We start from the raw sequence: 24685 nt of genomic DNA, 5'->3' as shown, positions 1-24685 counted from the left end.
CATGGCGAAGAATTTTCTAATTGAACTGGGTACGGAAGAGCTTCCACCAACGGCACTTCGTTCTCTAGCAGAAGCCTTTGCTTCTAACTTTGAAGCGGGTCTTAAAACGGCTGAGCTTTCTCACGAAGGCATCAAGTGGTACGCAGCACCTCGTCGTCTAGCACTTAAAGTGACTGCACTGGCTGAAGGCCAAGCAGACAAAGTCGTTGAGAAGCGCGGTCCTGCAATTTCTGTCGCATTCGATGCGGAAGGCAACGCGACTAAAGCTGCACAAGGTTGGGCTCGTGGTAACGGTATTACTGTTGAGCAAGCTGACCGCCTGAAAACAGACAAAGGCGAGTGGCTTCTTTTCAAACAAGAAGTGGCTGGCAAACCTGTTCAAGAATTGGTGATGGACATCGCTGCGAAAGCTCTCGCTGGCCTACCAATTCCTAAAGCAATGCGCTGGGGTAACTCAGACATTCAATTTATCCGTCCAGTGAAAACACTGACAGTACTACTAGGTGATGAGCTTGTTGAAGGCAAAATCCTAGGCGTAGCTTCTGCTCGTACTATCCGTGGCCACCGTTTCATGGGCGAACAAGAGTTCACAATCGACTCTGCTGACCAATACCCTGCGATCTTAGAAGAGCGCGGTAAAGTAATGGCAGATTACGATGCGCGTAAAGCGATCATTCTTGCTGATGCTAAAAAAGCAGCTGACGCAGTTGGTGGTATTGCAGACCTAGAAGATGACCTTGTTGAAGAAGTTACTTCTTTGGTTGAATGGCCAGTGGTGCTTACTGCTAAGTTTGAGCAAGAGTTCCTAAAAGTGCCTTCTGAAGCTTTGGTTTACACCATGAAAGGCGACCAGAAGTACTTCCCAGTGTATGACGCTGATAAAAATCTTCTGCCAAACTTCATCTTCGTTTCGAACATCGAGTCTAAAGAGCCTCGTCACGTAATCGAAGGTAACGAGAAGGTTGTACGTCCACGTCTTGCTGATGCTGAATTCTTCTTCAACACAGACCGCAAACGTCCGCTGATCGACCGTCTTGCTGAACTAGACCAAGCTATCTTCCAGAAGCAATTAGGTACTATCAAAGACAAAACCGATCGCATCACAGAGCTTGCTGGCTACATTGCTGAGCAAATCGATGCTGACGTTGAAAAGTCTAAGCGTGCTGGCCTACTGGCTAAGTGTGACCTAATGACATCTATGGTATTCGAGTTTACGGATACTCAAGGTGTGATGGGCATGCACTACGCGACTCACGATGGTGAAGACGAGCAAGTAGCACTAGCACTTTACGAGCAGTACATGCCTCGTTTCGCGGGTGACACACTACCAAGCACTGGTATTTCATCAGCAGTAGCAATGGCAGACAAGCTAGACACTATTGTAGGTATCTTCGGTATTGGCCAAGCACCAAAAGGTTCTGACCCATTCGCTCTACGTCGTGCATCACTAGGTGTGCTACGTATCATCGTTGAAAACGGCTACAACCTAGACCTAACTGATCTAATCGGTAAAGCGAAAGAGCTACTAGGCGACAAGCTAACCAACGAAAACGTAGAAGCTGACGTTATCGACTTCATGCTAGGTCGTTTCCGCGCATGGTACCAAGATGCTGGTTTCAGTGTTGATATCATCCAAGCGGTACTAGCACGTCGTCCAACCAAGCCAGCTGACTTTGACCAACGTGTTAAAGCGGTTTCTCACTTCCGTGAACTGGAAGCAGCAGAAGCACTAGCAGCAGCGAACAAGCGTGTAGGTAACATCCTTGCGAAATTCGATGGCGATCTACCTGCTGAAATCGATCTAACGCTTCTTCAAGAAGACGCAGAGAAAGCTCTGGCTGAAAACGTTGAAGTAATGACAGAAGCACTAGAACCAGCATTCGCGACAGGCAACTACCAAGAAGCCCTAAGCAAACTTGCTGACCTACGTGAACCAGTTGATGCATTCTTCGATAACGTAATGGTTATGGCTGATGACGAAGCGCTTAAGAAAAACCGTCTAACGCTACTGAACAACCTACGTAACCTGTTCCTACAGATTGCTGATATTTCTTTACTACAGAAGTAAAACCAATTTGGAATAAATATTAAGGGGGAAGCTTTGGCTTCTCCCTTTTTTTTATCCAAAGCTAGTGTAAGCTCTATCTGGTTGAATATTATTGTAGATAGGGATATTACATGCTGGTTGTTTTGGTTGAAGATAATGAAATATTGAATCACCACCTATCTTCTCAGCTCAGTGAGCAAGGACATACTGTCCATGCAGATAGAACAGCTTCTGCGTGTTTACAAACGATTCAAAAACAGTCCAATACAGATGTGATGATCATTGACCTTGGCCTCCCTGACTTTGATGGCATTACGCTGATCAAGCAAATACGTCGTAAAGAAATTGCAGTCCCAATATTAATCTTAACCGCACGTGGCAACTGGCAAGATAAAGTAGAAGGGCTTAACTCCGGGGCTGATGATTACCTTACCAAGCCCTTCCAATTTGAAGAGCTACACGCTCGCCTTGAGGCGCTTGTTCGTCGCAATCAAGGGTTTTCCGCTTCCCAAATCAAAGCGCAATCGCTCACCTTAGACACTCAAGCCAAACGTATCAGTTACGATGATGCTCTGATTGAACTTACAGCCTTAGAATTTCAAATATTCGAGTACTTAATTCGCCATTGCTTACAAATCGTATCTAAGCAACAAATCGCAGATTCCCTTTATGCGCAGGGTGAAAATGTTCAGCTAAACAATATTGAGGTCATCGTTTCACGCTTACGTAAAAAGTTAACGCTATACACTCAAGCTAAACTGATCAGCACCATTCGCGGGCAAGGTTATCGTTTTGAACTAGAAGCTAAGTAGTATGAAAAGACTGTACAAAACTCAGTTCAGACGTCGGACATTCGCCGTTGCTGCTTCCATTATGATTTCAATGGTACTCACTAGCGCCTGGTTCTACTACAACAGTCAAAAACACCAACTTTTTGAGTACTACTCGAAAAATACCCTTCGAGAATTGCCTGCTGTAATCAATGAACTGCTGTCTTCTGGGGAAATCCCGCCATTGACGGAGTGGGATAGGTTCTATGCGAAAGATTCTCCCAACACTAGCGTCACTCTATGTGATCACAACAATCAACAAGTATGGACATCAGTAAATATTGAAAGACGAGCTAAGCTGCTATCAGAGATAGGCGTCAGCCAATCTCAAGTTAGCGAGCTCTGTCGTGATCTAAATTTCCCCATAGATACTATTCGTTTGGTTGAAAGACCGAATGGCGCCGCTTTTATTGTCCACACAATTCTCTGGAAAGGTTTCCAGGAAAAAAAAGATGGCAGAGTTATCTTTACCCAAAGGGTCGAAGAGAAAATAGAACCCATACATCAGTTAAAATACACCGCGGTTGGAGTGTTAGTGGTTGCGCTTGCTTTGATCAGTGCTCTACTTTTGGTTTTTTATCGAATTAGTTTTGCTCCGTTTGCTCGACTAGAGAATGAGCTACATGACATAAAACAAGGTAAGAAAAACCAATTAGCCCAGTCATACCCTGAAGATTTACATAGCGTCACCAGTGCATTGAACGAATTGCTATACCAACAAAAAGAAAATCAGGAGCGTTATAAGCGTTCTCTCAATGATCTCGCCCATAGTTTGAAGACTCGCGTGACAGTTTCTCAAGCATTGCTTGATGAAGACTCATCCAAAACAAAGAATGACCAAATCAACCAACAACTGTTAGAAATGGATAGCTTAATTCAGGCACAACTCAAAAGGGCTTCGCTAGGCGTTAAAGGTATAACGACTTCATCGACACCGATAAAACCAATCCTCGACAGCCTAGTAGGCATGTTTACGAAAATCCATGCCGACAAAAAGATCCAATTCATCACTAAGTTTGACGACCAACAGACCGTGCCTCTTAATAAAGATGATCTTATGGAAGTGCTCGGTAACCTATTAGAAAATACTTATCGGTTCGCACAAACCTCTATCGAATTCAAAGCCACTCAAAGCGAACAGCAGATCCTGATTGAGATCTATAATGATGGGCCAGTAATAGATAGCTCGATCAGCCAAACCTTATTTCAACGCGGCGTAAGAGCCGATCAGAAGACCCATGGTACGGGGTTAGGTTTGGCGCTATGTGATGAGATACTCCATAGCTACAAAGGGACAATCTGGTTTGAGCAATCAGATAACCCATCCGTGGGTGTCGTTTTAAAAATACTACTCCCAACAAGTTAAATTTGTAAGGCAGGGTTAAGAGCGAATATCAACCCTGCGATTGTTATGGCGACCGGATTCAATCTCGTTACTCTGCACTGGGTTCGCCTCACCTTGTGAACTCACTGTCAGGTCTTCAATATTTACGCCTTGCTCTTTCAAATACCCAACAACAGCATTCGAGCGCTGCAAGCCTAAGCTTAAGTTGTAACTATCACTACCTTTTGAGTCGGTATTCCCCGTGACGATAAATTCGGGAGTTTGATGTTCAAGTTTAGCTATAAGTTTTAACAATAAATAACGAGATTTTTGATTCAGTTCATCGTCATCGAAATCAAAAGTCACGCGAGCCAACACCTCACGAGCCAACTTACCTTCTACAAATTTAGTTCGACTCAGTAAGTATTGTGCGCAATCAGCACTTTCTGATACTTGAGTTAACTTATCTTGAATCAAACTTTTAATCGCTTGATTAGCTGTGCTTGCGTTCACTTGCATGAACGGGCCTTGGTGATACATCACTTTCTTCCCCTGACCGATCGTTACCGTCTTCTCAAGTTCAGAGTCGCCCATATGGCAGTAATGATAAAGTAGTTCGTTGGTATCTGGTTTTAAAGGGGCTGCCAGTATAGAAAACGACAGAGTAAATAAAGACATAACAGATATAAGCGTTTTCATTTTTGCTCTCTTAATAATATTCAGTTAATAAAAAGGATTTCACATACCTCTATTGCGCCAAGTGACCTACTTCTTCCGTAATTAATCCCAAAATTTTATTGAGAATGTCTTCCTTGTTTTCAGCCTTATAAACATTATCTCGGCCAACGCAATTACGCAGACCCACGTTTTTATTAAGTTCATAATCGAAACCAATCACAGCCATGCGCGCGTTCATTCGTTCACCATCAGGTGTCATCATTCCTTGGCTTACCCCGCCAATTACCTCTATGTCATCATGCGTATTATCTGCCGAAACTTTGCCGCCGTTGACCATGTTGAGAATGTTGCTACACATACCTTTCGACACAAGCTTATTGGTTTGCCCTGCGTAGTGATTCCAATCTTCCCCATCAGACAGAATAATGATCAGCTGCTTTTGGTTCTTCGACATTGAAGTCACAATTTGCCCTGCACGAATAATGCCTTGCAGTGAAGCAGTGCCTCCCCCAGCTTTGAATTTCTTGACCTTTTTAGTGAAGGATGAAAAGTCGGTGGTAAAATAGAGGTCGTAGAACCGTGCATCATCATCGCCATTAGGCACACGCGAGGCTTCTCCTTTAACGATAAATTGTTGAGCTATCGTTTTGTTAAAATTCACCGTATCGTCTTTATCGTATTCACCTTCTCTTGAAACTACCCGCTGATCGCGAACCACTAAGTTATCATTCTTATCTTTATTGATGGTTCGGCGATTAAAACCGGTAAGTGCAACCCGATGAGGGTGCTCTGGATATAGATCGTTATACGCGCCGAGTTCATCAGCCACATCTTCAATAATGTCTTTCAGATCATTTAGCTTAGAATGCCGACCACCACTCCACGAGTCATTCATAGATTCTGAAAAATCGACGATAAAAGTAATGTCTATCGGCTGGCTTTGATAGCGTCGTGCTTTCGATGATCCCGTCACATTGAAGCTATCACCAAAGCCAGAAATCACATCGTTACCAGGAAACCAGGACTTGTGCAGTGTTTGACCCGCAACACGATATTCAAAGTAGCGTGCTTCGCCTCTTTCCGTAGCAGCAATACATTCAGGTATCTCATCACACCCTAGCTTCTTAACTTCAATATCTAGGATCGAGTCCATGTCATATAGATAATGCTGAATATAGCGCTCCGCCAATTGGTGGTCTTGCTCATCTTTTGCTGATACCGCTAGAACAGCCGCTTCTGAAGCTTCCTCTAATCGAGCTTTGGTTTGTAATGCGCGGGCACCATCAGAACCAAGCATAAACACTCCAAACAAAGCTGGGATCATAATGGCAAACAGCATAGCTGCATGGCCAGACTGCTTACGCATAGCGTGTTTCATAACCTTTCTCTTCGCTCTACCTGCCGATCACGACAGAATCAGACATCACGTGAGTAAACTCACGCCCCAAAATACCACCAATCCAATTATCCGATTCATAACAAACCGTCACTCGGTACAGGGGCATTTCTCGACCTCGGTTAGTCACTACCGTCATGGACTCTAATGAATCAATGGTTTGCTTTATTCTGCAGGCAACAACACCGCGTTTTTCACTGATCGCGGGGTTAGGTGTACCCACTTGTTTGAAGCTCAACTCTTCCACCAACAACCCATAGTGTTCCCGTTCAAAATGACCAAAGGTACGCAGTAAGGAATGCTGAGCAATGATATCGATATCATCGACTTCTTTAGTTGTAAGCTGATAATCAGTATCATAAAGTTGGGTTCTCTCTTTAAGTACATTGACCAGTGAATAAGAGAGTCGATCGAGTTTTCCTTTCAATGAAAGCTTGATGATCACGTCACCACTGAAAGCAATCAATAAGCTGAAAAATACAGCGACCATGGCAAACTCAATACTAAAAACCCCCTGCTGCTTACTCTTCAAATCCCCATGCTTTAGGGTTCTAAATTTCAAATTTTGACCTTTCATATTCCTGCACAACAATCATCTCTCTGCTCATTAAATTCTGAGTCGTGAAGAAGTAGCTAAAGATAGGTGAAAAACGGTAGTTAATTCGATAAATGGCAAGCGCTGCGTTATCAGCATCACCACACTCTTTAAATTTTTGACTACCAGAAATACTGCATTGGTTTGTAATACTAGCTAACTCACTCAGGTTTTTAGAGTAGCGAATCGTGACTTGAAAATTGTCGCCATTAACAACCTGATTCCAGATACTGCCTTCTCGGTGCAAAACCTTATCTACCGTATCGAGATAATTTCCTGAGCCCTTTTTAGCTGTGCGAGCCACCTCTGAAACCGCCAAGTCGTTGATCGCCGAAATGTACGAGATATAGCTCATCTCAACCCACGCCATACACATCAACCAAAAAGCAAAAAAGCCCACCGCAAACTCTATGCTCGCGACACCCTTTTGCTTATATCGCATTACCCGCCTCCTCCGATAACGAAAGACCACTGACTGCCAGCGTTTGGCTCTCTAATGAATAAGGAGTGTGGTGACGCAACGCCTGATAAATTTTTTGGATTTGGTGCTTGCTGTATCTTTCACTCAACACACTTTCGACAAACGGGTAGTGGCCCAACTTAGCCATACTCAACGTCAAGTTTGCCATCATCTGTTCATTCATCTGACCGCGCTTATACAATGGTAATAAACGCTCCATAGCTGCTTGATAATGCTCTTGCGTAATATCGAGCACAGCCAAGTTATTATTCACGGATACCGAGTCATAAAAATGCTCTCGCGCGCGTTCAAAATACCGACGAGATAGATCAAACTGATAGCTGTAACCATAAAACGTTCCCAGTAAATTCTCGGCTGCCGCATGTGTAGCATTTTCCATTAATACTTGTTTAGCACTACTGATCGCTGCTGGGTACTGACCTAATTCTCCGTATGCTTTCGCTTGCAGCAATAAACTATTCACACTGGGTTGTGATTTTTGAGTAACAGGCGCAATGTAAAACAGAGCCGACTCAGCATCGCCCATAGCTAAATATGTATTCGAGAGTTTTTCTCTCACTTCATCAGCGTCGTATTGCTGCAGCTGATTTTTATACAAACGGGTTAACTGAACGTAATTATGTGTTTTTTGATAGATCGCCTCTTTTGACTCATCTTTCTGCCAACTCGCTTGAGTTGAACTGCATGCCGCCAACATTAAAACTAACGTTAGCGCGATTATTTTCTTAAACATTAAGCATCATCCTCATTACCCCCGGAGCGGCAATTACGAATACAATTGGGATCAAGATAAACACGATCAGTGGAATCGACATCTTGGCAGCTAACTTCCCTATTTCTTCTTCCAGCTCTAGCATTTGCACTTCTCGAATATCGCCTGCCAACGTCGTTAACACGTTATAAATCGAGGATCCATGTTGAATGCTCTGCGTCAGCGTCATCACAAAACTACGAACTTCTGGTGATGGAACCTTGCGATACAACTCCTCTAAGGCATTTTCCATTCCGACCAAACGAGCCCGTTGGTTTGTCACCTCCAACAAGCTAGAAAGCTCTTTATCAAAGCTTTTCATTTCAATGGAGAGGTATTTCATTGATGCTTCGATTGTCATGCCGGTTTGGACGCAAATCGCCATTAGGTCAATCAGGTACGGCATTTGACGAGAGATTCGACGTTGACGGTTTTTAGCCATCGAGCTCAAGACTAGGTCAGGCATCACAATAACCACCATAGCCCACCCCGCAGCTATCGCGATCCATGATTCAGACGAAACCTCAAAAAACCAACACACGCCTGCAACAACCACTTGCCCGATAAACAACGCACTGTACTTCAGTGGCATAAACCATTGAGCCCACCGGATGTCACTCACGCCTGCATTAGCAAAGCGCACTGCAATATCACTTTCGGAGGTGACGAAAATAGTCGACATGGGCGTCAACCAACGATTCAGTTTTATTTCTGCCTCTTTTGACTGATCGGCCAATCGATGATGTTTCGCTAAGGCTGCGATACGGTGTTTTTTCTGAGTACACACGACTAACCAATAAAATATGAGCAACAAGCCAAATGCTACGCCGGCCCAGGCGAAAAATAACCCAACGTTCGAGAAGTTTATTGAAGAAGCCATTACTTCACCTTTTTCATTAACGCCCAGATGATCAGCATGCCGATACTTTCACTTGTGATGAGGTAGTAAAGAATCGGTCTCCCTTCTGGGTGGTGCATTACGAACTCAAAATTTTCAGGACTAAGAAACTGCAAAATAAACAGAAAGAAGAATGGTGTTGCTCCTACAATTTTTGCGGAGATACGAGCCTCTGAAGTAAGAGCAAACTTTTTTCTTTCTACAGCTCTCGCTTCGAACATTTGTCGATTCAGACGTGACATCACCTCTTTTAATTGCCCCCCTCTTTGCATGTTAGCTCGCAAGGTAATGACAAAAAAATGAAACGACGGATACGGAAAGCGACGACAAGATTTACGAAACACATCATCAATCGGCTCGCCTAAATTGAGGCGCTCGCTCATCAGCTTAAACTCTTTACCTACCTCACCTTCAAGTTTCTTCCCTACATACCCAATGCCTCGCCCTATGCTTTCACCCGCACTAAGGGAACTTGCCAGCATGTTCAACGCATCAGGGAAGGTTTCTTCAAAGCGTTTTTTCTCTCGTTTCTGTAAATGGAGATAACCCAAAAACCAAGCGGTAATGAGAGTCAAAGGCAAAATTTCGAACCAAGGTAAGCGCAGTGACATTTGATTAAGAGTGCCGATCGCAAGCAGTGCTACAACAGAAAAAATGACGACCTTACCTAATGCCATTTTTCCAAGTTGGCGCTGTAAGTTATCCCAACGCACATGAAGTTTCTGTTTGAAGTTACGATCAGAAAGACTGGCAAAATTAACCGCTTGTTGCGTAAAACTCAGATCGCTTTTCAGATTACCTTTCGCTTGCTGTGATAAATACTCATCAACAGAAGGAGCTCTATTCGGCTTAAGCGCGACAATCATGAGTATTGCCCCACCCAAAATAATCAACCAATACATGTCTCACTCCTATTGATTGAGTGTCATAGACTCAATCACTTGAGTTAACTTCTGCTCTACACCAAAGAAACGGGCTTTTTCATAAAGCGCAGAACGAGCCATAACACCAGATGTCACATAACTACCTCGAATGCGACCATCAGGGCTGTGAGGTGAAGTTTGGAAAGAGAACAACTCTTCTAACACCACGTTGCTTCCCTCAATACCGACCACTTCAGTGATATTCATGATCTTTCGAGAACCATCATGCAATCGGCTGACCTGAACGACTAAATCGACCGCGCTTACAATTGAGCGGCGGATCGCTTCTAAGGGCAAATTATTGGTCGCCATCATCACCATTGATTCGACACGAGCCAAAGCATCTCGTGGTGTATTGGCGTGCAGCGTAGACATTGAACCATCGTGCCCAGTATTCATGGCTTGCAGCATTTCAAACGCTTCACCACCACGGCATTCACCCACAATAATTCGGTCTGGGCGCATTCGCAGTGAATTAATCACTAAATCTCGAGCGGTAATAGCCCCCGTCCCTTCAATGCCCTCATGACGAGTTTCCATTCGAACAACATGTGACTGCTGAAGCCTTAATTCAGCGGTATCTTCAATAGTGACGGTTCGTTCACCCTCTGATATATGCTGTGATAAAGCATTAAGTAACGTTGTTTTTCCCGATCCCGTACCACCAGATACAAGAATATTGAGTCGGCAACGTGCAGCTAACTGAAGTAAACCTGCCATATCGGGAGTAAGAGACCCAAACTCAACTAATTCTTCAAAACCAATACTTTGCTTTTGAAACTTACGAATCGAGATTGACGTCCCTTCCAATGTGATAGGAGGAATGACAATATTCACACGGCTACCATCATCTAACCGGGCATCACAAGTAGGAGAAGACTCATCGACCCTGCGCCCAACACGACTAGCGATGCGCTTAGCAATATCAAGCAACTGCTTCTCATCGATAAATCGAACAGGTGCTTTCTCGACTAAGCCATGACGCTCAATATAAACCTGTTGTGGGCCATTGATCATGATGTCGGTGATCGAGTCATCATCCATCAACACCTGCAAAGGCCCGAGGCCAACTAACTCATGTACCATGCTGGTGACATATTCTGATTTTGCCAGTGATGAAATAGATAACTGATCTCGACTCACTAGCATATCAACTGCGCTAGCTAACTGAGCTTCTAACTCTAGACGCGGTAAGCTTTCAATAACACTGGCATCAAGTGCATCAAATATCTGCTTACGCAGTTGTAAATAAATGCGCTGTGCATGTTCCATATCGTCCCCTTACCGTTTTAACCACTGGAAGAATGAAAATGCTGTTTTTTCCGCAACTTTCTCTCCCATCAATAAGGCAACTAACGTTTGCAGTCCGTATTTCATTTCAGAACATGATTCACTAAGCAACTCACCTTGAAGTAGGTATTGATTAGCTTTGAAATCAAACACTAAATTCGCGTCTGCCTCTCGACCAAAATACTTAACTACATCCGCCTCACTAATTGACGCTGCGTTATGTGGTCGAGAGCGGTTCATTACCGTCAGTACGACAAGGTTGGGATAATGCACGTCGATTTCAGAACGAATTCGATTCAGCTCTCTTAATGACGATACTGTTGCATCAAATACCAAGACTAAAGCATCTAGTTTCCCCACCGCTTGTCTAAACTCTTCATTGGTTGTCGCAGTGTGAGAATAGTCTTCCACGACAAAAGCATGACTTGAAATCATCTGCTTCTTTAAAGACTGGGTGTATTGGAATAACTCATCACGGCCAAACTCATCTGATTCCACCGCAAGAAGTGACAAATTTTTTTCAATCTTTTGTACCAAGCTTGTCGCGATATCATTATCCACTCCTGTAGTAAGGGTGCCTTTTTGAACACTGCGCTTAGTAAACTTCTTAAGCCCTAACATCACGTCAATATTGCTGCCAGTGTAGGTATAGTCGACTAGCAAAGTACTCGCATTTTGATGCTTGGCCAAACGGCGAGATATCTCACACGCTACAAGTGAAGTACCGACCCCACCTTTCACGCCCATGACTGCTATTTGCTTGGCTTTACGATTTGTACTCACGCCTTGTTGTGCTGCGTGGTTACGGGAAACGTTGTGATAAAAATCGATCGTTTCCGCTTCACCCGCTGGCCAAAACAAGTAATAGAAGCCCAACTGTCTTAAGGCTCGAATGATGGATATGGTATCTTCACTGCCAATAATGATCACTGACACATGAGGAGGTAAGGTATGAGTCAATAACTGAGCATCAGCGACAATATCTTGGCTTTGATTTAATTCAACAAATACCACTTCAACATCTGGGTATTGCTCTAATCTAGTCACACTTGTGTCTTGGCTGGCGAACGAGCTAGGCTCAATCAACCCTTCAAATCTGAACGTTTTTTGGATGAAGTCACGGCATATATCGGTTTGGAAAAGCATCGCACAACGATTCTGTTTCTCCGATTTTTTAGGTTCCGCACTGTTTAGTTTATTCACTAAATCAAACATCTGAAATTCTCTAACAGTTAGTAATTAGATTGCTTTGTGCGGGTTGACCATTGACTGCCAACGGCTCGTGTCCACATTGCACCCTAAGCTTCCATTCCCATACTCGCCGACCCGTTCCTGGTGGCAAATTTCTAGTTTGGTCTTATATGTTGTGACTGAAAGACTTAAGTCAAAGCGACTCTCTAGTGGTAACGGATCTGATGCGTTTGAGTTATGCTCATTTGGGCTATAACCTATTTGACTGTATTCAATCTGACTCGACATCACACCAGCTTGGATTAACTGGCTCACAACCTCTTTATAAAGCGCCTGATTCCCGTTCCCTTTGGTACGTATTTTCCATTGCGCCACCTTTACATTTTTAGGGTAACCCAAGATAAACTCACTCACTTTTCTGGTCACCAACAGGGGTTGGTCAGAGCGAAGTTTAAGCTGATAAGTCACAGGAAAAACTTCAACTTCCGTTCCGCGAGGCTCCGATATACGGTCAACACACCCTGTAATAATGACGGCGGTAAGCAAAGTAACCATCAATGATTTCATTGGCTAAACCCTCCAGCAGACAAAACTTCATCAGCCCACTTTTGTTGTGATTGTTCATAGCCACTGCCTAGTCCAAAAAAGCGCTTGAGCGTGCTAGTCTTTTTCATCGTCGGTAATTGGATCTGCTCCGCTTTGACTGGTTGAACTAAATTAACGGTCGCTACAATGACTAACTCAGTTTTACTACGTTCGGTTCCTGTATGGCGAAACAAAGCACCGATAATAGGTATATCACCAATGTAGGGAATTCGAGTCAGTGACTCTTTCTCTTCACTGTTAAGCAACCCACCAAGAACGAAGCTTTGTCCATCCCCCAGTTCCACGGTTGTCTGGGCGCGTCGTGTTCTTAATGCTGGTAAATCAAAGTTGTCACTGCTGTAACTACCATCTAGGGAGCTAACCTCTGGTGTCAGTGCTAGCTTAATTTTGTCATCTCGAAGCACCTTAGCCAGTAATTCCAGTCGCACACCGAATTCCTTATATTCAACGTTGGTTGCACCATCTATAACCGTCACAACGGGCAGTTCTCCACCCACTAAGAAACTCGCTTTCTCACCTGAAATCACCGACAAATTAGGTTCAGCTAGAACTTGACCAACGCTATCGGTACCTAAAGCTGAAATAACAGAGACAATATCGCTAGCACTAAAATGAGTAAGTTGATCCACAAATATGCCGGGCGTACCATTGCTGCCCATCTTGATGCCGAAGTCTTGCATAAAAGAGTGCGATACCTCTGCAATGGTCAACTTAACGTTCACCTGCTTAGTCGCTGATATTTCGATATTATTCACGACGCCTGCGTAATTAAGTTGAGTCATAAACCCCACATCAATGTCGTCACTCTCTTCATCACTCATTTGAAAAGAGGTTGAGTTCGCTGTTTTCCCCAAAAGCTCACCCACCAACTGGTGAATGTTATCCTTTTCCTGTTCATTAGCGACGACACCACTCAGAACAACGTTCTCACCGATGCCTGCTACAAACACTTCCGCATCGGGAAATAACACATCAATTTGTTGCTCTATTTCGCGATAACTTTTATTCACCAACAATAAGCGGTTAAATAATTCACGTCCTTTCGCATCAAATGCGATAAACGAGGCAGATCCTATATTCTTCCCAAACACCACGACCTTATTACTATCAATCACTTGGTAATCTGCAATATTCTTCCCTGAGATAAAAACAGAAGCGATTTCCCCTCGAATCGAAAAGGTTTTAGCTTCTCCCTGAGCTAAATTAGTCGAGCCTTGAGCCAAAACCTCGAATGGAAGCAGCAGAACCAATACTAAAGTCAACATTGTTGTTTTCATGGTTAACGCCCTACTCAAAACGGTATTCACGAATTCCACCAGTGCCGCCACTGCTTGGAATGATGTCTGAAGAATCAGCTTCTAGATCATCAGAAAATTCCTTACCCAATGATTTATGCACGGCCACTTCTGCAATCCGCTGTGCCACCGTGAGTTGTGCCAGTTGTTGATTCGTCACTTGTAAGATCAATGTCACCTGAGTCTCTTTTTCCAACGTTAACGTGCTCACTGCTTTTTCTGACGTCACCATGTCCAAAACCGGTATTTGAGCCAGTAATGGCACCATAGTGAGATGTTGGATATCTGACACCGTATCCTCACTTGATAAGTTCTGATCCGGCGTTGAAAGAACAGATATGTCGACTAAATCTCCGACTGCGATGGTGCCACCTAATACATCTCTTCCCGGTACCGTAACGTTATAAGGCACAAATCCAGGGCGGATCACCGCCTGTAAGTACTGACTGTCTCCGGGAGATGTCAACATATTCGAGTCCACCAGCTCATATGCGGCAATGTCATGCACTGCGAATTGAGGAGCATTCCAATCTAACTCAATGTTTCGATCGATTCCCAATAGCGCTGCACGAGCTTCAGGCAAGTACTCTATAACGAAGTCGCTACGCTTCAGCTGCTGACCTTTCACTGCCGGGTGAGTGAGTTTCCATACCTTAAAAGTCACTTCTATAATGGGTTCTTCAGGCTGAACGGGGAAAGTATCCATCGGTACATTCACCACACCATAGAGGCCTATAGATATAGCGAGAAACGCTAAGCCAAGAATGATTTTGGAGTTCATTATTCACCTATAACGATGCAGCTATACCTAGTAGGCTTCCTAGACAAATAGGTACCCCATAAGGAACGCCTCTATTTATCCACTCAGAATTACCAGTTGTTTTTCCTAATACCCACTGAGTAATCACTAGGGTTCCACCTGCAAATAAAATCACATTAACCGCCAACAACATCATATTGGGCGATACCATTAAACTGAATGCAGCCAATAATTTACTGTCTCCAGCAGCTATAACATTGAAATAAAATAAAACTGCGCCGACGGCTAACACTATGAAAAAGTTATAAAACTGCTCAAACTTTTCGGTTTGACAGATATAAAAAACACCCAAGAGAGCAACAGCTACCACCACTCCATTAGGTATTATTCGGTATCGGATATCTTGATAACTGACGATTGCAGCCATGGTGGCTAAGGGAATTAACCACCACAGTTTATGAGGCATTAATTAACCTACACTTGGCGACGAATTAGCGGCTTCAATATTATTAGTGATGGTTGTGATAGCACCTTCTAAAGCTTCACGAAGAGAGTCGTTAAATACAGCCAATACGATTGCTGACATACACACACCTAGGATTGCGTATTCAATCGCTGTAACACCACGTTGATCATTATTAAAAGATTGAATAAATAGCTGAGTTCTAACAAATAAATTAGTTAACATTCGTTTCTCCAAAAGATAGATAGGTTGTTTTTTCTTCGGAGGAAATAATATTCAGTGCGCTATTTTTGAGCAATCCAAGAGTGACCGTCCTCACATTGCTCTGACATTTGCCGTCGTTCTATTCAGTTTGAGTTCAGTTTAAAGTGAAAAAAGTGATTAAACGGGAGCGGTGAGAAGAGAAGTTTTTTCCGTGTGAGGGCAATTCGTGCTTTGCGCCGCAAAAACATTGCGGTATGTTCAAAGATTACCCACTGTAACCCGCCACGCTCGGGTTCATAAGATTGATCATAATCTACGAATAATAATCACAATGAATTAGGTATACGAAGCAATGCAATTCTCAAAGTTTGGTGAAAAGTTTAATCGATACTCTGGAATCACTCGTTTAATGGATGATTTGAATGATGGCCTGCGAACTCCTGGTGCAATTATGCTCGGTGGTGGTAACCCAGCCGCTATCCCAGCCATGCTCGATTACTTTAACCAAGCCAGTGCCGACATGCTCGCCAGTGGAGAACTCATTGCCGCCCTCGCCAACTACGATGGTCCACAAGGTAAAGACAGCTTCATTAAGTCGTTAGCTGGAATGCTGAAAGAGACCTATGGTTGGGACATCAGCGAGAAAAACATCAGCCTGACCAACGGCAGTCAAAGTGGCTTCTTTTACCTATTCAACTTGTTAGCGGGTCAACAGCCAGACGGTTCTCACAAGAAGATATTGTTGCCGATCGCACCAGAATACATCGGCTACGGCGATGCGGGCATTGATGACGATATTTTTATCTCTTACCACCCAGAGATCGAACTGCTAGAAAACCGCCAGTTTAAATACCACGTTGATTTTGAACAGCTCAAGGTTGATGACTCGGTTGCCGCTATCTGTGCTTCTCGCCCAACCAACCCAACTGGTAACGTACTGACCGATGAAGAAGTGCGTAAACTGGATAAGCTGGCGCGTGAAAACAACATCCCACTGCTGATCGACAATGCTTACGGCCTGCCGTTTCCAAACATCATCTTTGAAGATGTCGAACCGTTCTGGAATGAAAACACCATTCTGTGCATGAGCTTATCTAAGCTTGGTTTGCCGGGTGTACGTTGCGGTATCGTGATTGCGAGCGAAGAAGTGACACAAGCTCTGACCAACATGAATGGTATTATCAGCCTAGCACCAAACAGTGTAGGCCCTGCAATTGCCAATCATATGATTGAAAAGGGCGATTTACTGCGCTTGAGCAGTGAGGTAATAAAACCTTTCTATAAAGACAAATCTCTACGTGCGGTTGAGCTTTTACAAGAAGCGATCGATGACCCTCGTTTCCGTATCCACAAACCTGAAGGTGCGATTTTCTTGTGGCTATGGTTTGATGAGCTGCCGATTACCACCATGGAGCTGTACGACCGCCTTAAAGCTCGTGGCGTATTGATTGTTCCGGGTGAATACTTCTTTATCGGCCAAGAAGACGAGTGGGATCATGCCCATCAATGTCTACGCATGAACTACGTACAAGATGATGAGGCGATGCAGAAAGGCATTAATATTATTGCAGAAGAAGTGAAAAAGGCTTACAGCGAAAGTAAATAGAGATTCCCTACTCGGTCGTTCCTCCCTCTATGGAATGACGGTGATAGGACAAACAAAAAAGAGCACCGACCTTCTTCAAGGTACTGGTGCTCTTTCACTTTTACTTCCCAATATTTATTAGCTCAAATGAGCTAATAACGCTTAACCTTCTAGAAGACTATTACCATTAATAGCAATCTTACGTGGTTGCATCGCTTCTGGAATTTCACGTTCTAGGTCGATGTGAAGAAGACCATTTTCCATGCTTGCGCCCACCACCTTTACATAGTCAGCCAGTTGGAATTTACGCTCGAAATCTCGCTCTGCAATACCTTGGTATACGAAGGTTTTCTCGGCTTCTGCTTTACGCTCACCTTTAACAATTAGCATGTTCTCTTTCTGAGTAAGATCTAATTGGTCATCAGCAAAACCAGCAACGGCCATAGTAATACGGTAGTTGTTCTCGTCTTTTTGCTCGATGTTGTATGGAGGGTAACCACCAGAAGAGTTCTTCGATGTGTTCGCTTCCATCATGTTGAATAGACGATCGAAGCCGATTGCGTTGCGGTAAAGTGGAGTGAAATCTACAGTTCTCATAATGCTATCCTTTTAGTAAGCAATAGTCTTAGCCGTGAATTTTACTGAGATCGAACCTGTGAGAGATCCAGTAAACAGCTAAGGGATTCAGTTCGCATTCCACGGGTTTCACCTCGTTTGGCGACAACACTGGGACATGGCAATGAATCAATTTTTAAATTGTGTGCTGCCAAAGTTATCCTCTATTGAGCGATACTCTAGCAACGATTATGAAGGTTCTGTTTCTTCTCTTGTAGAGCAAGACAGTCATCCTCTTCACAACTAGATATGTGGATTGAGCAAATCAGTTTCAAGCGCTTATTTTCAATTATTTTTCCAATCCAATATTTTTCAATCACTTAAAAACAAAAAAGACTGTCATTTCTGACAGTCTTTTCAATACGATATTGAGTTTTTTGAGACGAAGCTATTTCGTTTTAGTTCAAGGAAGAGGCGCGGAGCATACGAATGTATGTGAGCACCTCTAACACAGAAATTAAGCGAAAGAGCGAAGTATCAAAGATACTAAACGTCTAGGTTAGCTACTTTAAGTGCGTTTTCTTCGATGAAATTACGACGCGGTTCTACTTGGTCGCCCATCAACGTTGTAAACAACAGGTCAGCACCAACAGCATCTTCAATCGTTACTTGCATCATACGACGAGTTTCAGGATCCATTGTCGTTTCCCAAAGTTGATCAGGGTTCATCTCACCTAGACCTTTGTATCGTTGTAGGCTCAGGCCACGACGAGACTCTTTCACTAACCAGTTCAGAGCTTCAACGAAGCTAGAAACTTCTTGAGTACGCTCGCCACGCTTAATGTAAGCACCTTCTTCAATCAGGCCATCAAGTGCTTCAGAAAGATCCGCTAGCTTGCCAAACTCTTTCGAGTTAATCAGATCAATGCTCAGTACGTGTTCATGAGTTACACCATGAGTACGAACCACAATCTTAGGCACGCTTAAACCTAGCTCTTCGTGTTTTTCAACTTCAAGGCTGTATTGGCTTGCACCCGCTTCTTTACCGTTTAGCTGCTCTACTAGCTGCTTACCCCAAGCTTCAACCACCGCGTCATCATGACACTGCTCAGCGGTTAGGCGAGGAACGTAAATCAGTTCGTGAACCAATGCGCGTGGGTAGCGGCGGCTCATACGATCAACCAGCTTGATGCCTGCATTGTATTGCTGAACAAGCTTCTCTAAGCCTTCACCGGCAAATGCAGGTGCTTCAGGATTTACGTGCAGTTCTGCATTGTCTAAAGCCAAAGATACTTGATACTGGTTCATCGCATCTTCATCTTTGATGTACTGCTCTTGCTTACCCTTCTTCACTTTGTAAAGTGGCGGTTGAGCAATGTAGATGTAACCACGTTCAATCAACTCTGGCATTTGACGGTAGAAGAACGTCAGTAGCAGAGTACGGATGTGAGAACCATCGACATCGGCATCGGTCATGATGATGATGTTGTGGTAACGCAGTTTATCTGGGTTGTATTCATCACGGCCAATACCACAACCAAGGGCTGTGATTAGCGTTGCGACTTCTTGAGAAGACAGCATTTTATCGAAACGCGCTTTCTCTACGTTAAGAATTTTACCTTTAAGCGGTAGGATTGCTTGGTTCTTACGGTTACGCCCCTGCTTAGCTGATCCGCCAGCAGAGTCTCCTTCCACAATATATAGTTCAGACTGTGCAGGATCTTTTTCCTGACAGTCAGCTAGTTTACCTGGAAGACCCGCTAAATCTAATGCGCCTTTACGACGAGTCATCTCACGAGCTTTACGCGCTGCATCACGAGCACGCGCTGCATCGATAATTTTAGAACAAACGATTTTCGCTTCACCTGGGTTCTCAATTAGGAACTCAGATAGCTTCTCACCCATCGTAGACTCAACGGCAGACTTCACTTCTGAAGAAACCAGCTTGTCTTTCGTTTGGCTTGAGAACTTAGGATCTGGCACTTTCACCGAAACAATCGCCGTCAAACCTTCACGAGCATCATCACCTGATGTTGAAGTCTTCGCTTTCTTCGAGAAGCCTTCTTTATCCATGAAGCTGTTCAGAGTACGCGTTAGTGCAGCACGGAAACCCGCTAAGTGAGCACCACCATCGCGTTGAGGGATGTTGTTAGTGAAACAGTAGATGTTTTCTTGGTAACCATCGTTCCACTGCATTGCAACTTCAACGGTAATGCCGTCATCACGCTCTGAATCAAAGTGGAAAATCTTTTGGATGATTGGTGTTTTATTGGTATTAAGGTGTTCAACAAACGCTTGGATACCGCCTTCGTATTCGAAGTGATCCATTTTGTCTTCTTCACGCTTATCAATTAGCTTAATTGATACACCTGAGTTCAAGAATGATAGCTCACGTAGACGCTTAGCTAAAATGTCGTAATGGAACTCGATGTTAGTGAAGGTTTCTTCACTCGGCCAGAAACGAATCTCTGTACCGGTTTTATCCGTGTCACCGATAACCGCTAGTGGCGCTTGAGGCTCACCGTGGCTGTAGGTTTGAGTGTGGATTTTGCCACCGCGGTGGATAGTAAGAGTAACTTGCTTAGAAAGTGCGTTAACTACTGAAACACCAACACCGTGCAGACCACCAGATACCTTGTACGAGTTATCATCGAACTTACCACCAGCGTGAAGAACCGTCATGATTACTTCTGCTGCTGATACTTTTTCTTCTGGGTGCAATTCTGTTGGAATACCACGGCCGTCATCGCTTACAGACACTGAGCTATCTTCATGGATAGTTACAATGATGTCATTACAGTGACCAGCTAGCGCTTCATCAATAGAGTTATCTACCACCTCAAAAACCATGTGGTGCAGACCGGTACCATCATCCGTGTCGCCAATGTACATTCCAGGACGCTTACGTACCGCATCCAGACCCTTCAGTACTTTAATACTCGATGAATCGTAATTATCTGACATAGTTACTCTCTGACTAATTATCCTTGCTCTATTTTGCCATGTTCCACATGAAACATCCTGCTATTTTCGTCATGCATATCTGCAATCTGATCAGCGGTAATAGAGCTTACAAAAACTTGAGCCTGGGTCGCCTTTAAACACTCAGCAAGACGTGCTCGGCGTTGGCTATCTAATTCGGAAGCAAAGTCATCTATCAAATAGATGCACTGCTTACCTGTCATTTGAGTGAGGTGTTGCCCTTGTGCTACTCGCAGCGCGCACACCATCAACTTCAATTGACCTCGTGACAAGACATCTTCCACTGGAGTGCCGTTCACTTTTATCTTCAGATCCGCTTTGTTTGGCCCACTAAAGGTGTAACCAAGCTGCTGATCCCTTTCAAAATTCTTTTCTAAAATATCGGCATATGGGGTGTCTTTGTCCCAACCACGATAATAGTTAATCTTTATCTCAAACTCAGGAAGGAAGGTCGCACAGATTTCTTCGGCGACTTCTTTAAGCTGTTCAACGTAAGTGGCACGCCACTGGCTGATACTTTCCGCTAAACGGGCCAATTCTTGGTCCCAATAGCTCAGTTCTCGATAGTTTTTTGCCGTTTTCAATAAGGCGTTTCGCTGCTTATTGAGGCGCTTTACCCTGCCCCATGCATCATAAAAGCTGGACTCACTGTGGAAGACTCCCCAATCAATGAATGCGCGGCGATGCTTAGGTCCATCGGTTAGTAAATCAAACCCTTCCGGGTGAATCAACTGCAAAGGTAAAACCTGAGCTAACTGAGCCAATTTTTGCCCAGTTTGACCGCTTATTTTAACCTCTGTTGTGCCATCGCGCTGCTTATTAATGCCAATTGGCAGCTCAAATTGATCCGAGGTCATAAAACGGCCATGTACAAACAGCTCACTGCACTCGTTTTGTATGATACGGCCGGTGAGTGAACTCTTAAATGAGCGACCATGTCCAAGCAGATATACCGCTTCAAGGACACTGGTTTTTCCGCTCCCGTTAGCCCCTATAAGAAAGTTAAAGCCTGATGACGGTTGAATGTCACAGGCTTCTATATTTCTAAACTGCTTAACGATTAAGCGCGATAAAGGCATAACGTCTTCATATTAATCTTCAATCACGACTCGATAGGTAAACGTTGTTGATCAGTAAACATCACAAACAACGCTTATAAGCGAATAGGCATAACAACGTACATCGCGCTGTCGTCTTGTGCGTTCTCGATAAGAGCACTCGCATTGGCGTCTGACATTGAGATGCGAACTTGTTCACAACGTAGTGTGTTCAGAACATCCAATACGTAGCTTACGTTGAAGCCAATCTCTAGCGCGTCACCGTCGAAGTTAACATCTAACACTTCTTCCGCTTCTTCTTGTTCTGGGTTGTTCGCGGTAATGCGCATCTCGCTATCTACAAGATTAACGCGAACACCACGGAATTTTTCGTTCGACAGAATCGCAGCACGAGAAAATGCTGAACGTAATTCATCACAACCAGCTTCAAGTGTCTTGGTAGTATTTTGCGGCATTACGCGGCGATAATCAGGGAAACGACCATCAACCAGCTTAGAAGTGAAGACATAGTTGTTCACTTCAGCACGCACATTAGAGTTACCAATCTGCAGCGTTACCGGTTGCTCTGGTGCATCCAGTAGCTTCACTAACTCTTGTACACCTTTACGAGGAACAATGATCTGCTTCTGAGCAAAATCGGCTCCCAATTGTGCTTGAGATACCGCCATACGGTGACCATCAGTTGCGACACTTCGCAGGATTGAACCTTCAATCTCAAACAACATACCGTTAAGGTAATAACGAACATCTTGGTTCGCCATTGAGAATTGGGTTTTCTCGATAAGACCGCGTAGCTCAGCTTGTGTCACTGACACTTCAACTTCACTGCTCCAGTCTTCAATGTTTGGAAAATCTGCCGCAGGTAATGTTGCTAATGAGAAGCGGCTACGACCAGAACGAACCTGAATACGATCGCCATCCAATACCACAGTGATCACTGAGCTGTCTGGCAAGCCACGACAGATATCTAGGAATTTACGTGAAGGTACAGTAATGCTGCCCGCTTCGAAATCACCTTCAAGCGTTACACGGCTGATCAGTTCAACTTCTAGATCCGTTGCTGTCATCGACAACACGTTATCTTCTACTTTAATCAGTAGATTTCCTAGAATTGGAAGCGTTGGCCTGCCACCGAGTGCGCCAGATACTTGTTGTAATGGCTTAATCAGGTGACTACGTTCAATGGTAAATTTCATATCTTGCTCTTACGGTCTAAATGGCACTGCGTAATAGTACGTGGCCAAGATTCTGCTTATTAAGGTTAAGAATACTGTGTATTAAGAAGAAAGGGTACGAATCAAGTTCGAATAATCTTCTTTAATGTCGTGGCTCTCTTCACGCAACTGAGCAATCTTACGACAAGCATGCAGTACGGTCGTGTGGTCACGGCCACCGAATGCATCGCCAATCTCAGGCAAGCTGTGGTTGGTTAACTCTTTAGCCAGTGCCATCGCCAGTTGGCGTGGACGAGCAACAGAACGAGAACGACGTTTAGATAATAGATCAGCAACTTTGATTTTGTAGTATTCAGCGACTGTCTTTTGAATGTTATCAATGGTGACTAGTTTTTCTTGCAGGGCAAGTAAGTCACGCAGTGCTTCACGCACGAAATCGATCGTGATCGGACGGCCAGTGAAGTTTGCATTCGCAATAACACGGTTCAATGCGCCTTCAAGCTCACGAACGTTAGATCGTAAACGCTTAGCAATAAAGAATGCCACTTCATCCGCAAGGTGAATTTGGTGGTCTTCGGCTTTCTTCATTAAGATCGCAACACGAGTCTCAAGCTCTGGTGGCTCAATCGCAACCGTCAAACCCCAGCCGAAGCGAGATTTAAGACGATCCTCTACCCCGTTGATCTCTTTTGGATAACGGTCAGAGGTTAGGATGATCTGTTGGTTGCCTTCAAGCAGCGCATTAAAGGTATGGAAGAACTCTTCTTGAGAGCGCTCTTTATTCGCGAAAAATTGGATATCATCGATAAGCAAAGCATCAACACTACGGTAGTAGCGCTTAAATTCTTCAATCGCGTTATTTTGTAGCGCCTTCACCATATCCTGAACAAAGCGCTCAGAATGCATGTAAACCACTTTCGCATTCGGCTTATTATCAACAATGGCATTACCCACCGCATGCAACAAGTGTGTCTTACCTAAACCGGTGCCACCGTATAAAAACAACGGGTTATAGGCTGTTCCTGGATTATCAGAAACCTGACGTGCCGCCGCTAAACCCAATTGGTTTGATTTACCCTCAACAAAGTTATTGAACTTATGTTTTGGGTTTACGTTTGAACGGTGGTTAAGATCAACCGCTACAGGCTCTTCATCACGCCAGATATTGTGAACAGGCTTACGAGCTTGTAACTGCGCAGGTGCTGACGATTCAGCGGCCACATCAGCGGCTGTGCGGGTACGAGCTGGGGCGATAGTCTCAGATTTTGGAGCCGTAACTCGTTTGTTCCCAATTTCAAAATGAAGATGCGGAATATCATTACCACAATATTCTTGTAGCAAACGGTTAATGCTATTTAGGTACTTATCGCGCACCCAATCGAGTACAAATCGGTTTGGTGCAAATAGAGTTAGAGTATTACCATTGAGCTCCGCTTGTAGCGGACGTACCCACATACTGAATTCTGTAGCTGGTAACTCTTCTTGAAGCTGTTGCAAGCATTGCAACCAAAGCGAAGATGACACGGTGCCCCACTCTATTTAAGTTATATGAAATGACCGTTAATTTTACCTGTTGATAAGTCAGATCACCAGCAATT

General features: G+C 44.0%; 23 protein-coding genes. 4 read left to right on the top strand and 19 right to left on the bottom strand.

Going from position 1 to position 24685, the window contains the following annotated elements; genetic code table 11:
* The first annotated feature begins 1 nt into the window (after position 1).
* The 3 genes from glyS (at position 2) to ACED59_RS15485 (ending at position 4243) form a co-directional block, all read left to right on the top strand.
* Positions 2 to 2068: a glycine--tRNA ligase subunit beta gene (gene glyS / locus ACED59_RS15495; RefSeq protein WP_017096590.1), complete on the top strand. Its 2067-nt coding sequence runs from the start codon at positions 2 to 4 to the stop codon at positions 2066 to 2068.
* Positions 2069 to 2178: 110 nt separating this feature from the next.
* A complete protein-coding gene (locus ACED59_RS15490) occupies positions 2179 to 2859 on the top strand; it encodes a response regulator transcription factor (RefSeq protein ID WP_017096591.1) in 681 nt (226 codons plus the stop codon).
* 1 nt (position 2860) lies between these two features.
* Positions 2861 to 4243: a sensor histidine kinase gene (locus ACED59_RS15485; protein ID WP_017096592.1), complete on the top strand. Its 1383-nt coding sequence runs from the start codon at positions 2861 to 2863 to the stop codon at positions 4241 to 4243.
* Positions 4244 to 4258: 15 nt separating this feature from the next.
* On the opposite strand, the gene ACED59_RS15480 is transcribed toward ACED59_RS15485, so the two are convergent.
* Genes ACED59_RS15480 through ACED59_RS15415 form a run of 14 tightly spaced genes read right to left on the bottom strand, consistent with a single transcriptional unit; the run spans position 4259 to position 15753 of the window.
* Positions 4259 to 4900, bottom strand: a complete 642-nt coding sequence (locus ACED59_RS15480; RefSeq protein WP_017096593.1) for an OmpA family protein — start codon at positions 4898 to 4900, stop codon at positions 4259 to 4261.
* 49 nt (positions 4901 to 4949) lie between these two features.
* Positions 4950 to 6257 carry a TadE/TadG family type IV pilus assembly protein gene (locus ACED59_RS15475; protein ID WP_017096594.1) on the bottom strand — a complete coding sequence of 436 codons (1308 nt, stop codon included), beginning with the start codon at positions 6255 to 6257 and terminating at the stop codon, positions 4950 to 4952.
* A 16-nt stretch (positions 6258 to 6273) separates the two neighbouring features.
* A complete protein-coding gene (gene tadF, locus ACED59_RS15470) occupies positions 6274 to 6852 on the bottom strand; it encodes a tight adherence pilus pseudopilin TadF (RefSeq protein WP_017096595.1) in 579 nt (192 codons plus the stop codon).
* Positions 6827 to 7312, bottom strand: a complete 486-nt coding sequence (locus ACED59_RS15465; protein ID WP_017096596.1) for a TadE/TadG family type IV pilus assembly protein — start codon at positions 7310 to 7312, stop codon at positions 6827 to 6829. The genes tadF and ACED59_RS15465 overlap by 26 nt, the downstream gene beginning before the upstream one ends.
* Entirely contained in the window at positions 7302 to 8084 is a 783-nt protein-coding gene (locus tag ACED59_RS15460) for a lipopolysaccharide assembly protein LapB (protein WP_017096597.1), read from the bottom strand. The genes ACED59_RS15465 and ACED59_RS15460 overlap by 11 nt, the downstream gene beginning before the upstream one ends.
* A complete protein-coding gene (locus ACED59_RS15455; protein ID WP_012602950.1) occupies positions 8077 to 8982 on the bottom strand; it encodes a type II secretion system F family protein in 906 nt (301 codons plus the stop codon). Before ACED59_RS15455 ends, ACED59_RS15460 begins: the two co-directional genes overlap by 8 nt.
* Entirely contained in the window at positions 8982 to 9902 is a 921-nt protein-coding gene (locus ACED59_RS15450) for a type II secretion system F family protein (protein ID WP_017096598.1), read from the bottom strand. Before ACED59_RS15450 ends, ACED59_RS15455 begins: the two co-directional genes overlap by 1 nt.
* 9 nt (positions 9903 to 9911) lie before the next feature.
* Positions 9912 to 11195, bottom strand: a complete 1284-nt coding sequence (locus tag ACED59_RS15445; protein ID WP_012602948.1) for a CpaF family protein — start codon at positions 11193 to 11195, stop codon at positions 9912 to 9914.
* A 9-nt stretch (positions 11196 to 11204) separates the two neighbouring features.
* Positions 11205 to 12428 (bottom strand): P-loop NTPase, encoded by a 1224-nt coding sequence (locus tag ACED59_RS15440; protein ID WP_017096599.1) that lies wholly within the window; start codon positions 12426 to 12428, stop codon positions 11205 to 11207.
* A 24-nt stretch (positions 12429 to 12452) separates the two neighbouring features.
* Positions 12453 to 12971, bottom strand: a complete 519-nt coding sequence (locus tag ACED59_RS15435) for a hypothetical protein (RefSeq protein ID WP_017096600.1) — start codon at positions 12969 to 12971, stop codon at positions 12453 to 12455.
* The gene (locus ACED59_RS15430) at positions 12968 to 14287 is read right to left on the bottom strand and encodes a type II and III secretion system protein family protein (RefSeq protein ID WP_009848145.1); all 1320 of its coding nucleotides are present in this window, start codon (positions 14285 to 14287) and stop codon (positions 12968 to 12970) included. Before ACED59_RS15430 ends, ACED59_RS15435 begins: the two co-directional genes overlap by 4 nt.
* 10 nt (positions 14288 to 14297) lie before the next feature.
* Positions 14298 to 15086, bottom strand: a complete 789-nt coding sequence (locus tag ACED59_RS15425) for an RcpC/CpaB family pilus assembly protein (RefSeq protein WP_017096601.1) — start codon at positions 15084 to 15086, stop codon at positions 14298 to 14300.
* A gap of 7 nt (positions 15087 to 15093) precedes the next feature.
* Positions 15094 to 15531, bottom strand: a complete 438-nt coding sequence (locus ACED59_RS15420; RefSeq protein WP_017096602.1) for a prepilin peptidase — start codon at positions 15529 to 15531, stop codon at positions 15094 to 15096.
* A gap of 3 nt (positions 15532 to 15534) precedes the next feature.
* Entirely contained in the window at positions 15535 to 15753 is a 219-nt protein-coding gene (locus tag ACED59_RS15415) for a Flp family type IVb pilin (RefSeq protein ID WP_009848142.1), read from the bottom strand.
* Positions 15754 to 16084: 331 nt separating this feature from the next.
* Here ACED59_RS15415 and ACED59_RS15410 point away from each other — a divergent pair, with 331 nt between their 5' ends.
* The gene (locus tag ACED59_RS15410) at positions 16085 to 17338 is read left to right on the top strand and encodes a valine--pyruvate transaminase (protein ID WP_017096603.1); all 1254 of its coding nucleotides are present in this window, start codon (positions 16085 to 16087) and stop codon (positions 17336 to 17338) included.
* 141 nt (positions 17339 to 17479) lie between these two features.
* On the opposite strand, the gene ACED59_RS15405 is transcribed toward ACED59_RS15410, so the two are convergent.
* The 5 genes from ACED59_RS15405 to dnaA all read right to left on the bottom strand — a co-directional run bounded on the left by ACED59_RS15405 (position 17480) and on the right by dnaA (position 24611).
* Entirely contained in the window at positions 17480 to 17914 is a 435-nt protein-coding gene (locus tag ACED59_RS15405) for an Hsp20 family protein (protein WP_009848140.1), read from the bottom strand.
* 504 nt (positions 17915 to 18418) lie between these two features.
* The gene (gene gyrB / locus ACED59_RS15400; protein ID WP_009848139.1) at positions 18419 to 20836 is read right to left on the bottom strand and encodes a DNA topoisomerase (ATP-hydrolyzing) subunit B; all 2418 of its coding nucleotides are present in this window, start codon (positions 20834 to 20836) and stop codon (positions 18419 to 18421) included.
* A 17-nt stretch (positions 20837 to 20853) separates the two neighbouring features.
* Positions 20854 to 21933, bottom strand: coding sequence for a DNA replication/repair protein RecF (gene recF / locus ACED59_RS15395; RefSeq protein WP_017096604.1), 1080 nt, complete (start codon positions 21931 to 21933; stop codon positions 20854 to 20856).
* 74 nt (positions 21934 to 22007) lie between these two features.
* The gene (dnaN, locus tag ACED59_RS15390) at positions 22008 to 23108 is read right to left on the bottom strand and encodes a DNA polymerase III subunit beta (protein ID WP_010433159.1); all 1101 of its coding nucleotides are present in this window, start codon (positions 23106 to 23108) and stop codon (positions 22008 to 22010) included.
* An 81-nt stretch (positions 23109 to 23189) separates the two neighbouring features.
* On the bottom strand, positions 23190 to 24611 hold the full coding sequence (gene dnaA / locus ACED59_RS15385; protein WP_009848136.1) for a chromosomal replication initiator protein DnaA: 1422 nt from the start codon (positions 24609 to 24611) through the stop codon (positions 23190 to 23192).
* Positions 24612 to 24685 lie beyond the last annotated feature (74 nt).

This window comes from Vibrio sp. FF266, assembly GCF_041439695.1.
GTDB lineage: Bacteria > Pseudomonadota > Gammaproteobacteria > Enterobacterales > Vibrionaceae > Vibrio > Vibrio tasmaniensis_A.
The sequence above is the reverse complement of the archived record's forward strand: the minus strand, read 5'-3'. Positions and strand labels throughout refer to the sequence as shown.